Below are 12850 nucleotides of genomic sequence, written 5' to 3'. Positions count from 1 at the left end.
CTCCCGCCACTACTGTGACCGGGTGAACGACGAACTGGCGCAGCTCTACCCACCCTTCGGCCTCCGCGTCACCGCAGGTGACCTCACGCTGAGGCTGTTCCGGGACTCGGACCTGCCCGCCTACTCCGAGCTGATCTCGTCGGAGATCTTCGCCGACGCCGAGGCGCCCCACGTGTTCGCCTGGACCCGCACCGAACCCGAGGAACGCCTCGTCGGGTCCCTGCAGCACCTGTGGAACGCCCGCGCTACGGTAAAGCCCGACGACTGGAAGCTGCCGCTGGCAGTGTTCGAGGGAGAGCGGCTGGTGGGCTCGCAGGACGTCGGGGCCAAGAACTTCTCCAAGCGTGGGGTGGTGGACTCGGGCTCCTACCTGCGGCTCGACGCCCAGGGCCGTGGCCTCGGCACGCTGATGCGGCAGATGGTCCTGGTCCTCGCCTTCGACCACCTCGGTGCGGTCCGTGCGGAGTCGGCCGCCGTGCTCGGCAACGAGTCGTCGCTGGCGGTGTCGCGCCACTGCGGCTACCACCTGGACGGCATGGAGATCAGCCTGAACGGCGACCAGCCGGTGCAGCACCAGCGCGTGGCGGTCACCCCGGACACCTTCGTGCGCCCCGACGTCGAGGTCACCGTCACCGGTCTCACCCCGCAACTGCGCACCATGCTGGGTGCGGTTCCCGCCGAGGGGTGAGCCGCCGGACCCGCCCGCGGTGACCGGGGCGCATGGCAGGATGACCGGCATGCAGCCAACGACGGCAGGCAACCCATCCGATGCGGACCGCGACGGCGCGGACCGGGAACAGTTGCGGCGCACGCTCCTGGCCAGCCTCGTCGCGCTCCTGGTGGGCGCGAAACTCTCCGTGCTGCTGCATGAGGTGGCGCACTGGGTCACGGGAGCGGCCCTGGGTTACCCCAGCCGGCTGTACTCCTTCGCCGTCGAGCACGCCGGGGAACTCACGCCCACCGGCGAGGCGATCGCGGCGCTGGCCGGGCCGGTGTTCAGCATCCTGTTGGGCCTCCTCCTCACCTTCTGGCTGCCGCTGCTGCGGACTGCCGGGGTCTGGCACCTGGTGTGGCTGTGGACCGGTTTCACCTCCCTGCAGGAGGGGGTCACCTACTTCGTGATCACTCCATTCGGGGCCGGTGACACCGCCCTCGCCGCCGACCGGCTGGCCTGGCACCCGGTGGTGATGATCGCGCTAGGCCTACTCGGCGTGGCCGGCATGTTCTGGCAGGCGCGACGGTTCGCGGACCACATCGTGCGCCACTGCGGCCACGACCAGGCCCTGTCCTGGCGGTTCGCGTTCATCCCCTGGATCATCGGGTCCGCTGTCCTCGTGGTGATCCAGCTGTTCGACCTCCTCATCTCCGACGTCGGCACCAGCGCGGCGGAGAACTTCACCATCGTGTTCTCCTGCATCTCCCTCACGGTGTTCGCGCCGATGGGCTTCATCTTCTGGAACCGGCCCAAGGTGGAGCGAGTGCCCTTGGACCTGCCCCGCTGGCCCGTCGGCCCCGCCGTCCTGCTGGTGGCGCTGCTGGCGTTGAACGTCGTCCTCCTGCTCACAGGTCCGACGATCGGCTGAGGCGGGCGCCACTAACCTAGGCGCATGCCCATCCGTACCTCGCAGCGCCCCCGGACGACGGTGTGAGCGCGCCCGCGAGTCGGCAGCGGCTGACCCTCAGCGACACCCCCACGCAGCTGCTGCGACGGCTGCGTCACCGGCGGTGCATCGTCGCGTTGATCGGTGCCTGGCACCACGGCGAGGCGCTGATCGCCTTCGACCCGGAACGCGAGCTCGGCCCCGACGAGGACCCCTTCGAGATCGCGGACGTGCCGCCGGCCGCGGCCGACGGCACCTTCGGCGGCGGTTGGCTAGGCGTCTGGGGCTACCGGCTCGGGCGCCGCCTGGAGGAGATCGGCCCCGAACCGCACCGCCCCGTCCCGCAGCCCGAGCACGTCCTGGCCCACTACCGCCACGTCCTGCGCTGCACCCGGGGCGCCTGGTGGGCCGAGTCGCTCGACGGAGCGGATGCGCTCGCCGCCTGGGTGGCCGGGCTCAGTGAACTGGAGGGGGGAGGCCCTTCGAGGCTCGCTGCCGCTCGCACCTCAGGACGGCTGGAGGGGGAGGTAACTGAGCAGGGCGAGCTCCCATCATCGCTGGTTGAGCAGGCCTGCGGCTCGCGCAGCGGGGAGGACCGTGTTGAAACCACGCCGAGCCCGCCCGCCTACTCGTTCACCCCGTTCCGCTCCGTCCCCGCACCCGCTGAGCACGAGGCCGCGGTGGCAGAAGTGCTGGACCACATCGTCGCGGGGGACATCTTCCAGGCAAACCTGTGCCAGCGCCTCGAGGCGGACTTCGACGGCGACCCGCTCGACGTGTTCTGCGACGGCGTGGAGGCCCTCGCACCCGCCTACGCCGCCTACGTCGGCTGGGACTACGGCGCGGTGGTCAGCTTCTCGCCGGAACTGTTCCTGCGCCGTACCGGACGTGAGGTGCTGACGTCGCCCATCAAGGGCACCGCGCCGTTGTCCGCGGACCCGGCGGAACTGGTGGCCTCGGCGAAGGACCGCGCGGAGAACATCATGATCGTGGACCTGATGCGCAACGACTTCGGCCGCGTCTGCGAGCCCGGCTCCGTCCGCGTCCCAGCGATGGCTCGGGCCGAGCGTCACAGCGTCTGGCACCTGGTCTCCGACGTCGTGGGCCACCTGCGCGCCGACCTCACCGACGCCGACCTCCTGCGCGCCACCTTCCCACCCGGCTCCATCACCGGCGCGCCCAAGGTGCGTGCCATGCAGGTCATCGCCCAGCAGGAGAGCACCGCCCGCGAGGCCTACACCGGCGCCATCGGCCACCTCAGCCCGCACGCCGGGCTGGAGCTGAACGTCGCCATCCGGACGCTCGAGTTCTCCGGGGGCGACGTCTGGCTGGGAGTGGGCGGCGGCATCGTTGCGGACTCCGTCCCGGAGCTGGAGCAGGCCGAGTGCCTCGTGAAGGCCGAGCCGATCCTGCGTGCAGTCGGTGCCCGGCTGGATGGGGACCCTTCGAGGTTCGCGAGCTCGCACCTCAGGGAGACAGAGAGAGACAGTCGCCCGGTGGGGGACCCTTCGAGGTTCGCGAGCTCGCACCTCAGGGAAACAGGGGGAGACAGTCGCCATGAGGTGCGAGCGGCAGCGAGCCTCGAAGGGCACACCGCCGCAGTCTTCGAAACCGTCCTCGTCGTCGACGGGCGGGCCATCGACCTCGACGCCCACCTCGCCCGCCTCGACGCCTCGGTCCGCGCGCTGCACGACACGTCGGTCCGTGCGGGTCTGGAGTCCGCCGTCGCCGCCAAGGTGGCAGGTGCGACGGGGCGGCACCGGCTGCGGATCGACGCGGTTCCGACTGGCCCGTCGGAGGTGGACGTCACGCTGACACTCGCGCCGCTGCGCGAGGAGCCGGCCACCTGGGTGCTGGACGTCCAAGTGCTGCCGGGCGGCTGGGGTGCGCACAAGTGGGCCGACCGCGACGCCCTCGGCCCGCACGTCCCCGGCCGCGACCGACTCCTCGTCGACGCCGACGGCTCCGTCCTCGAGTCCGCCCGCGGCAACGTGTTCGTGGTGCTCGACGACGGTGTCCACACGCCGCCGCTCGACGGCCGGATCCTGCCCGGCACCGAACGCGCCCGGGTGGTCGAACGCCTCCGGTCCGCCGGCATCGGCGTCCACCAGCGTCGCCTCACCACCACCGACCTCACCCGTGCTTCCGAGGTGTTCGTCACCAACGCCCTGCGCGGCACCGTGCCCGTGACCGAGTGCCCGGGGGTCGGGCAGTGGCTGCCCGGCCCGGTGGCCGCCCTGGCTGACTCGCGCACCAGTCGCCCTGAGGTGCGAGCCCTTCGACAGGCTCAGGAGGGGCCGCCAGCGAGCCTCGAAGGGCAAACCGGCCAGCGCGCCCGGGTGCTGTTCGTCGACAACTACGACTCGTTCGTGCACAACCTCGTCCAGTACGCCGGTGAGCTGGGCGCTGCGACGGAGGTGGTCCGCAACGACCGCGCGGACGTCGACCGCCTCGTCGCACGATTCGCGGCGGGGGAGTTCACCCACCTGGTCATCTCGCCGGGGCCGGGCACCCCGTCGGAGGCGGGGATCAGCGCGGAACTGGTCCGCCGCCTCGGCCCGACGACGCCGACGCTGGGGGTGTGCCTCGGGCACCAGGTGATCGGTGAGGTCTACGGCGCCCGGGTGGTGCGCGCCCGGGAGGTGGTCCACGGCAAGCCGTCGCTGGTCCACCACGACGGTGACGGCGTCTTCTCCGGCCTGCCCAGTCCGCTGACCTGCGCGCGGTACCACTCGCTGGTGATCGAGCCGGACTCGATGCCGGCGGAACTGTTGGTCACGGCCCGCACCGCGTCGGGGGTGGTGATGGGCGTGCGGCACCGCGACCACCCCGTCGAGGGTGTCCAGATGCATCCGGAGTCCATCCTCACCCACCGCGGCCACGACATGCTGGCCAACTTCCTTTCATTCGGCCCCCGCTGACCGCACCCGACGGCCATGGAACCCTGTCCCCAGCGCAACACTGTTGCGAAAGGCGCCGACTGCCACACCCTTCGAGACACTGTTGCGCTGGGGACATCTGGGCACTGCTCAAGTGTGTTGCATTGGGTGTCGACCACAGCGCCTTCCGCAACACTCTTGCGCTGGGGCCAGGCGCGGCGATCGGGCACCGCGATGGTGGCGATCGTCGGCCCGCCGACGGGGCTGCTGAGCGCGAACTCGCCGTCGAAGGGCTCCAGCCGACGGCGGATGCCGTCCAGCCCACCGCCGGGCGTCGGCGCCCCATCCGCCCCGCCAACTCCGTTGTCAGCCACGATCAGCCACACGGTCCCGGCCTCGGCGCGCAAGTCCACGTCGACGACGCTCGCGCCGGAGTGCTTGGCGGCGTTGGTCTCAAGGACCGCGTCTTCGACGACGTCGCCTTCGTCGCCGCACTGCGCACCGTCGCCGCGGGCGGCACCAGCGTGGACCCGGAGGTGGTAACCCGGCTGATGCAGCGTCGAGCCGTGGTCACCAGGCTCGAGCGGCTCACCCCGCGTGAGACAGAGGTGCTGGCGCGGATGGCGGAGGGGGAGTCCAATAGCGAGATCGCGGCCGGGCTGTTCGTCACGGAGAAGGCGTGGCCAAACACATCAACTCCATGTTCGCCAAGCTTGACCTGCCCGAGACCAGCAGCAACTCGCGCCGCGTCCTGGCGGTGCTGGAGTTCCTGCGCCGCTGACCCGCCACGGTTCGCCCCAATTGGATCAGTTTGCCCCCGCTACAGCAGGAGCGAAGTTACCCAACTGGGGCGCAATCGGCCGACGGGGCGGGTGCGTCAGTCGATCGCCGCATGCAGCGGCGTCGCCACCGGCTCCTTGGCCGGGCCGACGGTGAGGGCTGCGATCCCCGTCGTGATGGGAACCGACAGCACCAGCCCGATCGCGCTCGCGAGCGTGCGCACCACCTCGCCGGCGAACATCTCGACGCCGAACAGGGCGAGGGTGTCGCGGTTGGTGAAGTAGAGCAGCAGCAGGACGGCCAGGGCGCTGCCGGCGTAGGCGAACACGATGGTGTAGATGGTGGAGGCGATGTGGTCGCGCCCGATCCGCATCCCGGCGGCGAACACCTTGCGACGCGTCCACTCGGGCGCCGCGCCGCGCAACTCCCACACCGCGGAGCTCTGCGTGATGGTCACGTCGTTGAGGACACCGAGGCCGCCGATGATGATGCCCACCATCAGCAGTTCCTGGAAGTTGAGGCCGCCGACGAGTTGGGCCAGGTCGTACTCGGCCTCGTCGGCGAAACCGGAAAGGCGTGCCGCACCCACCGCCAGCATGCCCAGCCCCGTGGTCACCGCCAGCCCGAGCAGGGTGCCGGCGAGCGCCGTCGACGTCCGTATCGACACGCCGTGCGCGACGTATAGGACGACGAACATGATGGCCGTCGATCCCGCCAGCGCCACCGCCATGCCCGGTTTGCCGACGATGAGCGCCGGCAGCATGAACCCCATCAGCACGTACGCGGCCACGCCCAGACCGATGATCGCGAACAGACCCTTCCAACGGGCCACCGCCACCACACAGATCACGAACAGCACCGCGAGCGTGATCAGCACCGGCAGCCGGTTGGTGCCCGAGTAGGAGTAGATGGGGCCGGTCTCGGTGGCGATCCGGGCCACCTCGATGCTGTCGCCGGCCCTCAGCCCCGCCTGCGCCTGCGGGCCGAGGAGTTCGATGGTGATGGTCTGCCCGGACTCCTCACCAGTGCTCATCTCCACGTGTGCCGTCTGGCAGGGGGCCTCGGAACCGGAGCCCTCCATGGTCTCGCAACCCTGCTCGACCGACGTGATGGTGCCGTGCTCGTAGCTGACGCCCGGGGCGTCGTAGACCGGGACGATCGCCTGGTCCATCTCCGCCTGCGAGGGCCACAGCCAGATCAGCCCCGCGACGGCGAGGACACCCACCGCCACCAAGAACCCGACCAGCGCGTTGCGCGCCCGCGTGCCAACCTCCACCTTGCCGTGGCTGGCGGTGTGCGAGTGTCCGTGTCCCATGGAGCGCCAGCCTACCCAGCGGCACGCTTCGAACGCGCCGCGCGTGACAACTGTCATGTCGCATTCGTGACGCCACCCGATGGCGGGATCCGGGCCGTCGGCGGAGAGTGGATGGCATGAACGAAACCAACCAGTTCGCCATCAGCCTCACGGGGCTGCACAAGCGCTTCCGCACCCGCGACGGTGTGGTGGAGGCCGTGGCCGGCATCGACGTGGAGGTCTCCCAGGGCGAGATCGTCGCCTTCCTGGGGCCCAACGGTGCCGGCAAGACCACCACCATCGACATGGTGCTGGGCCTCACCGACCCCACCGCCGGCCGGGTCCGCGTCCTCGGCACGACGCCGCAGCGCGCCGTCCACGCCGGCCGCGTCTCGGCGGTCATGCAGACCGGCGGCCTGCTGCGCGACCTCACCGTTCGCGAGACCGTCCGAGCCATCGCGTCCCTGCACGGTGCATCGCACCGCGTAGACGAGGTGATGGAGCGCACCGAGATCACCAAGCTCGCCTCGCGCAAGGTCTCCAAGTGCTCGGGCGGCGAGCAGCAGCGCCTCAAGTTCGCGCTGGCGCTGCTGCCGGACCCGGACCTGCTCATCCTCGACGAGCCCACCGCCGGCATGGACGTCAACTCCCGCCGCGAGTTCTGGGACACGATGCGCGACGACGCGGACTCCGGCCGCACCGTCGTGTTCGCCACCCACTACCTCGAGGAGGCCGAGCAGTTCGCGCAGCGCACCATCCTGATCGCGGGCGGCCGCATCGTCGCCGACGGGCCCACCGCCCGGATCCAGTCGATGGTCTCGGGACGTACCGTCTCGGCCGCCCTGCCGGACCTGAACGGCGACGCCGAGGCCACCGTCGCGGCCATCCGCGGCTTCGACGGCGTCACCCGCGTGGAGCGCAACGGCCCGCGGATCTCCGCGGTCACCACCGATTCCGACGCGCTCGCCCTCGCGCTGCTGCGCGACCACGGCGCCCACGACCTGCAGATCTCGGCACCCAGCCTCGAGAACGCGTTCGTCCACCTCACCAACGGCGCCGCCGAGCGCCCCGAACTCCAGGAGAGTGCCCGATGACCGCCACCTTCATGGCAATCGACCTGACCCGCCAGTTCCGCGACGTCAGCAACGTCATGTTCGTCCTGCTGCTGCCGCTGCTGATGTACCTCGTGTTCGGCGTCACCATGGACGCCGGCTCCATCCCCATCGGCGACGCCAACGTCCGCTTCTACGTGATGAGTTCCATGGCCGCCTACGGTGCCGCGCTGGCCGCCACCACCTCCACCGGCGTCGCCGCCATGGAGCAGATGCAGGGCTGGGGCCGCCAGGTTGCCCTCACCCCGGTCCGCCCCTTCCAGGTGGTCCTCGGGAAGGTGGGCGTGGCGCTGGTGGTGACCTTCGCCGCCATGGCCGTGGTCCACCTGGGTGGGCTGGCCACCGGGGCGCAGGCCTCCGTCGCCACCTGGGCCACCACCGCCGGCATCACCCTGGCCGGGGCCACCATGTTCGCCCTCTACGGGTTCGCCGTGGCACAACTCTTCAAGAGCGAGTCGGCCCTCGGCGTCGCCACCGGCGTGCTGATCCTGATGAGCTTCGTCGGCAACGTGTTCATGCCGCTGTCCGGCTGGATCCTCGAGGTGTCCCGCTTCACCCCCATGTACGGGTTCGTCGGGCTGGTGCGCTGGCCGCTGCTGCACGGCCACCAGGTGATGGCCGACGTGGATCCCGACCCGCTGTGGCTGCTGCTCGCTAACGTGGGTGCATGGTCCCTCGTGTTCGCAGCGCTCGCCGTGATCGGAGTCCGACGTGGCCGCAACCGGCAGTGACCGCGCCGTGAGGCGTGACTCCTCCGACCCCGGGGCCGCCGCCTCCACCTGGCGGACCTGGGGTTGGCTCATGCCCGGGATCTGGCTGCTGTTCCTCATCTACACCGTGGTGGCGGTCTTCGACGCGAGCCTCGGCACCTTCGGCACCGTCGTCGGGCTCGGGATCATCGTGCTCTACGCCGCCACCTACATCGCGGGCTTCAACATGCACATGGGCGGGAACCTGTGCCGGTACCGGTTCCCCGGCTGGCGCTGGGTGGGCTTGGGGCTGATGTGGCTGTGCATCGTCGCCCAGATCGCCCTGATCGGCCCGGGGGCCATCAACATGTGCCCCTTCACCCTCGCCTACGCCGCCTACCTGTTCGCCCCGCGGGTCGCCTGGCTGGTGGCAGCCGTGACATCGGTGGGAGTGGGCCTGTTCGTCAGGCACTGGGCCGCCGAGTCGTTCTGGTACATCGTCGGGATCATGCTGGGCGTGTTCCTGGTCTGCGTGGTGATGCGGGCCCTGATCGAGGCCGACGAGCGCGCAACGTCCTCCCGCCGGGACCTCGCCGTCATCTCCGAGCGGGAGCGCGTGGCCCGCGACGTCCATGACGGCCTCGGCCACACCCTCACCGTCGTCGCCATGAAGGCCGAACTGGCCGAACGCGTGATGGAGGCGGACCCCGAACGCGCCCGCACCGAGCTCGCCGACCTGCGCCGCCTCACCCGCGACGCCCTGGACCAGGTCCGCTCCACCGTCAGCGGCCTGCGGGAGACGGACCTGCCCAACCAGGTGGCCGCCCTCACCATGACGCTGGAGGGCGCCGGCCTGGAGGTGGAGGTGAGCGGCGACCCGGCCGACGTCGCCCCCGAACTCCACACCGCACTCGGCTGGGTGCTGCGCGAGGCCGGCACCAACGTCCTGCGCCACTCCGGCGCGAGGCATTGCCAGATCGTGTTCGGGCCACGCTCCGTCGAGGTGCTGGACGACGGCGTGGGCGTCGGCGACGCGCCGGCCGGGCACGGGCGCCGCGGCATGACCGAACGGCTCGAGGCCGTCGGCGCGGAACTGCTGCTGGAGGACCGTCCCGAGGCGGGCACCCGATTGGCGGTGACGTGGTGATCAAGGTCCTCATCGCTGACGACCAGGCGCTGGTGCGTGGGGCGCTGGCCGCCCTGCTGAACCTGGAGTCCGACATCGAGGTGGTGGCCGAGGTGGACGACGGCGACGCGGTGCTCGACGCCGTGCGCGCCCACGCCGTCGACGTCTGCCTGCTGGACATCCAGATGGCCCGGCTGGACGGGATCGCCGCGACGGCGCAGGTGCGGGCCGCCGTCCCCGGGTGTCACGTGCTGATCGTCACCACGTTCGGCCGCACCGGCTACCTGCGCCGCGCGCTCGAGGCCGGCGCCAGCGGTTTCGTGGTCAAGGACACCCCCGCCGCGCAGCTGGCCGACGCCATCCGTCGCGTGCACCAGGGCCTGCGGGTGGTGGACCAGCAACTCGCAGCCGAGTCCCTCGCCGAGGGCTCCAACCCCCTCAGCGAGCGGGAGCGCGAGGTGCTTGCCCTGGCCCGCGACGGCGTCGCCGTGGCCGAGATCGCCAAGCGGGTGCATCTTTCCCCGGGGACCGTGCGCAACCACCTGTCCTCGGCCATCGGCAAGACCGGCGCCAGCAACCGGATCGAGGCCGCCAACACCGCCGCCGAGCGCGGCTGGCTGTAGACGCGCTTGCGCTGGAGTGTCTGCACCTTCACCACCAAGATCAGGGGACTTTCGTACCCTCCCACGAGTAATCCTTGACGGCGGCGAGAGCGTCCTGAAGTGTGGTCGCCGTGAAGAACCTGAACTCACCATCGCGACTCCGAACGTGGCTGGTGAGCTTTGTCGGTGCCGCTCTGGTGCTGGCTGTTGGCATGACACTGATCTCCGGCGTGCTCTCGCTGTTGGGCGTGGAGACCAGACCGTTGAGCCTGCTGCTGCCCACAGGTCTGGTCTACTGCGTCGTCTTCAGTGCCTGTTACGCCTCAGCCGAGGTATGGCGTAGAGGGAGGCGCGACAAGCAGAGCCCACCCGAATAGCGGCGGGGTTGGGACTGGCCTGCACCGGTACGCTTGCCCGCATGGAATCCGCCGTGCAGCCCGTCTGCTACCGCCACCCGGACGTGCCCACGCGCATCGTCTGCCAGCGCTGCAACCGCCCCATCTGCCCCCAGTGCATGATCCCCGGCGCCGTCGGGTTCCAGTGCCCCGAGTGCGTCGCCATCGGCCAGAAGCAGACCCGCCAACTGGTGCTGCCCTACGGTGGCAAGCGCAGCAAGGACCCGCGGATCACGTCCATCGTGCTGATCGCCCTCAACGCCCTGGTCTGGGTGGGTGTGATGCTCATGGGCGGCTCGCTCGGCAGGCTCGTCGACGCCCTTGCCATCAGGGCGCAGGGCATCTGCATCGTCGACGGCGGGCGCTACCTGCCCGGCGGGCCGGAGCAGTGCCTGGCAGCGGGCTACACGTGGGTCGACGGCGTCGCCACCGGATCGTGGTGGCAACTCATCACCAACGCGTTCACGCACTCCGAGCCGCTGCACATCGGCTTCAACATGCTGGCGCTGTGGGTGCTGGGCCCGCAGTTGGAGCGCGTCTTCGGCCGCGCCCGGTTCCTGGCCGTCTACTTCGCCTCCGCACTGATGGCTTCTGCCTTCGTGATGTGGTTCTCGGACCCGCACGTCGCCACACTGGGTGCATCGGGTGCCGTGTTCGGCATGATGGCCGCCATCCTGCTGGTGGCCCACAAGCACAAGGGCAACTACCAGACCATCCTGATGTGGCTCGGCGCCAACGTCGTCATCACCGTCGTCGGCTCGTCCTACATCTCCTGGCAGGGTCATCTCGGCGGTTTCGTCGGGGGCCTGCTGACGGCGCTGGTGCTGATGTACCTGCCCAAGCAGCAGCGCAAGCCATGGCAGTGGGTGCTGGTGGCTGCCGTCGGCGTGGTGGCGCTGGCCGCGTGCGTGGTGCGCGGCCTCCTGTTGGGAGGCTGAGACCTCTCAGGGGGCGAGGCCCCATACCGCACCTGACTGGAGAAATCAGGGAGATTTCTGAGGTTTCATTGTGAATTCTCAGGGTGTTCACGTAGGCTCGTCCTGTTTTCACGGGAACCACGAGCTATCCAAGGGGGGCGTGCCGCTGTGCGTCGAATGCGAATCCTCATCACCGCGACGCTCGCTGCCGTCGTCGCGACACTGGCCGGAATGCTGCCGCAGCAGGCGCACGCGGCCGAACTTCCCGACTTCCCGATGGCCCTGCCCGTGTCCTGGGGCGCCACCGTCCAGGCGGGCGGCACCCACACCCACGCCTCCGGCGTCCGTAGCTCCGTGGACCTCGGCGCCCTGAACGGCGCCAGCATCCCCGTGACCGCCGTCGCCGACGGCGTCGCCTCGGTCAAGCCCGGGTGCAGCGTCACCATCACCCACGCCGACGGCTGGCAGACGCAGTACTACCACCTGCGCGGCATCCCGTCCGGCCTCGACGGCGCCCAGGTGGTGGCCGGCCAGAAGGTGGGCATGAGCGCCATGCCCGGCTCCGAGACCTGCGGCCGCGGCAGCTTCCGCCACGTCCACCTCACCCTGATGCGGCACGGCGAGGAGGTGGCCATCGACGGCCTCTCCCTCGGCGGCTACACCATCCACAGCACCGGGCGCAGCTACTGCGGCTTCTGGAGCCGGGACTCCGACGGCGTGGTCGTCGCCGACGCGCAGCGCGCCTGCCTCGCCGTCCCCAGCCTGGTCAACAACATCGTGAACCCTGCCAACCTCAAGGACCGGGGCATCGAGGGGCCGAGCCGCTCCGAGGAGCGTCCCGTCATCGCCGACGAGGACACCATCACCGCGGAACTGATGTACGTCACCGAGGGCCGTCACACCGTCGGCGGGCGTGCCTGGGCCACCGACTGCGAGCCCTACTCCCAGACCGAGCGCTGCTTCACCGACATCTGGGCCACCCAGGTGATCCACGGCGCCAACGGGTACGAGATGGTGGAGGGCTGGGCGTTCAACAACCTCACCTACAAGCCCCTTGCGCGCAAGGCCTGGAGCGAGAACCCGCTGGGCCACACCGCCGAGTGGACCGCCGACGGCCGCTCCTGGCGCACCGAGTGCGACACCGAACGCACCGGCCGCAACGGCTGCCGCAGCTACATCCTGGCCACCACCTACGCCGCCACCAAGAACAAGTGGGGCCTGTTCGAGGTGACCGCCAAGAACCAGTGGGTGTTCAACAACATCGTCCACTTCACCGTCGGCGGCAGCAACGCCGCCGCGGCCGCGGCCGCCACCGTCGCGCCCGAGCCCGACGCCACCGCCAGCTCCGAGCCCGCTGCATCGGCCTCGCCAGAGCCCGCCGCGTCCGTGACGCCGGAACCCACCGCCGCGCCCAGCGCCGATGTCGAGGCGGCCGTCGAGGCCTGAGGCCCCCGT

11 protein-coding genes and 1 pseudogene are annotated in these 12850 nt (G+C 70.4%); 11 read left to right on the top strand and 1 reads right to left on the bottom strand.

Features of this window, described 5'->3' with window-relative positions; genetic code table 11:
* Positions 1 to 22: 22 nt before the first annotated feature.
* The 4 genes and pseudogenes from ACYU7G_RS00895 to ACYU7G_RS00880 all read left to right on the top strand — a co-directional run.
* The gene (locus ACYU7G_RS00895; RefSeq protein ID WP_461103806.1) at positions 23 to 688 is read left to right on the top strand and encodes a GNAT family N-acetyltransferase; all 666 of its coding nucleotides are present in this window, start codon (positions 23 to 25) and stop codon (positions 686 to 688) included.
* 49 nt (positions 689 to 737) lie between these two features.
* Positions 738 to 1583, top strand: coding sequence for a hypothetical protein (locus ACYU7G_RS00890; protein WP_461103804.1), 846 nt, complete (start codon positions 738 to 740; stop codon positions 1581 to 1583).
* 62 nt (positions 1584 to 1645) lie between these two features.
* Positions 1646 to 4522 (top strand): chorismate-binding protein, encoded by a 2877-nt coding sequence (locus ACYU7G_RS00885; protein WP_461103802.1) that lies wholly within the window; start codon positions 1646 to 1648, stop codon positions 4520 to 4522.
* A gap of 509 nt (positions 4523 to 5031) precedes the next feature.
* Positions 5032 to 5145, top strand: a pseudogene (locus ACYU7G_RS00880) (LuxR C-terminal-related transcriptional regulator); the annotation flags it as partial.
* Between the two features lie 212 nt (positions 5146 to 5357).
* Here ACYU7G_RS00880 and ACYU7G_RS00875 read toward each other — a convergent pair.
* Positions 5358 to 6575: a YibE/F family protein gene (locus ACYU7G_RS00875; protein WP_461103800.1), complete on the bottom strand. Its 1218-nt coding sequence runs from the start codon at positions 6573 to 6575 to the stop codon at positions 5358 to 5360.
* Positions 6576 to 6691: 116 nt separating this feature from the next.
* On the opposite strand from ACYU7G_RS00875, the gene ACYU7G_RS00870 reads away from it, so the two are divergent.
* The 7 genes from ACYU7G_RS00870 to ACYU7G_RS00840 all read left to right on the top strand — a co-directional run bounded on the left by ACYU7G_RS00870 (position 6692) and on the right by ACYU7G_RS00840 (position 12841).
* The gene (locus ACYU7G_RS00870) at positions 6692 to 7648 is read left to right on the top strand and encodes an ABC transporter ATP-binding protein (protein WP_461103798.1); all 957 of its coding nucleotides are present in this window, start codon (positions 6692 to 6694) and stop codon (positions 7646 to 7648) included.
* Positions 7645 to 8397 (top strand): ABC transporter permease, encoded by a 753-nt coding sequence (locus tag ACYU7G_RS00865; RefSeq protein ID WP_461103796.1) that lies wholly within the window; start codon positions 7645 to 7647, stop codon positions 8395 to 8397. The genes ACYU7G_RS00870 and ACYU7G_RS00865 overlap by 4 nt, the downstream gene beginning before the upstream one ends.
* On the top strand, positions 8378 to 9502 hold the full coding sequence (locus tag ACYU7G_RS00860; protein WP_461103794.1) for a sensor histidine kinase: 1125 nt from the start codon (positions 8378 to 8380) through the stop codon (positions 9500 to 9502). The genes ACYU7G_RS00865 and ACYU7G_RS00860 overlap by 20 nt, the downstream gene beginning before the upstream one ends.
* Positions 9496 to 10104, top strand: a complete 609-nt coding sequence (locus ACYU7G_RS00855; RefSeq protein ID WP_461103792.1) for a response regulator — start codon at positions 9496 to 9498, stop codon at positions 10102 to 10104. Before ACYU7G_RS00860 ends, ACYU7G_RS00855 begins: the two co-directional genes overlap by 7 nt.
* 152 nt (positions 10105 to 10256) lie before the next feature.
* A complete protein-coding gene (locus ACYU7G_RS00850) occupies positions 10257 to 10460 on the top strand; it encodes a hypothetical protein (protein ID WP_461103790.1) in 204 nt (67 codons plus the stop codon).
* A gap of 41 nt (positions 10461 to 10501) precedes the next feature.
* The gene (locus ACYU7G_RS00845) at positions 10502 to 11416 is read left to right on the top strand and encodes a rhomboid family intramembrane serine protease (RefSeq protein WP_461103788.1); all 915 of its coding nucleotides are present in this window, start codon (positions 10502 to 10504) and stop codon (positions 11414 to 11416) included.
* A 156-nt stretch (positions 11417 to 11572) separates the two neighbouring features.
* Positions 11573 to 12841, top strand: coding sequence for a peptidoglycan DD-metalloendopeptidase family protein (locus tag ACYU7G_RS00840; RefSeq protein ID WP_461103786.1), 1269 nt, complete (start codon positions 11573 to 11575; stop codon positions 12839 to 12841).
* Positions 12842 to 12850 lie beyond the last annotated feature (9 nt).

Source organism: Tessaracoccus terricola, assembly GCF_054776555.1.
The sequence above is the reverse complement of the archived record's forward strand: the minus strand, read 5'-3'. Positions and strand labels throughout refer to the sequence as shown.

Coding starts and splice junctions, on each gene's coding strand:
- ACYU7G_RS00890 (WP_461103804.1), top strand. CDS start 738: ATGCAGCCAACGACGGCAGGCAACCCATCCGATGCGGACCGCGACGGC.
- ACYU7G_RS00875 (WP_461103800.1), bottom strand. CDS start 6,575: ATGGGACACGGACACTCGCACACCGCCAGCCACGGCAAGGTGGAGGTT.
- ACYU7G_RS00870 (WP_461103798.1), top strand. CDS start 6,692: ATGAACGAAACCAACCAGTTCGCCATCAGCCTCACGGGGCTGCACAAG.
- ACYU7G_RS00865 (WP_461103796.1), top strand. CDS start 7,645: ATGACCGCCACCTTCATGGCAATCGACCTGACCCGCCAGTTCCGCGAC.
- ACYU7G_RS00845 (WP_461103788.1), top strand. CDS start 10,502: ATGGAATCCGCCGTGCAGCCCGTCTGCTACCGCCACCCGGACGTGCCC.
- ACYU7G_RS00840 (WP_461103786.1), top strand. CDS start 11,573: ATGCGAATCCTCATCACCGCGACGCTCGCTGCCGTCGTCGCGACACTG.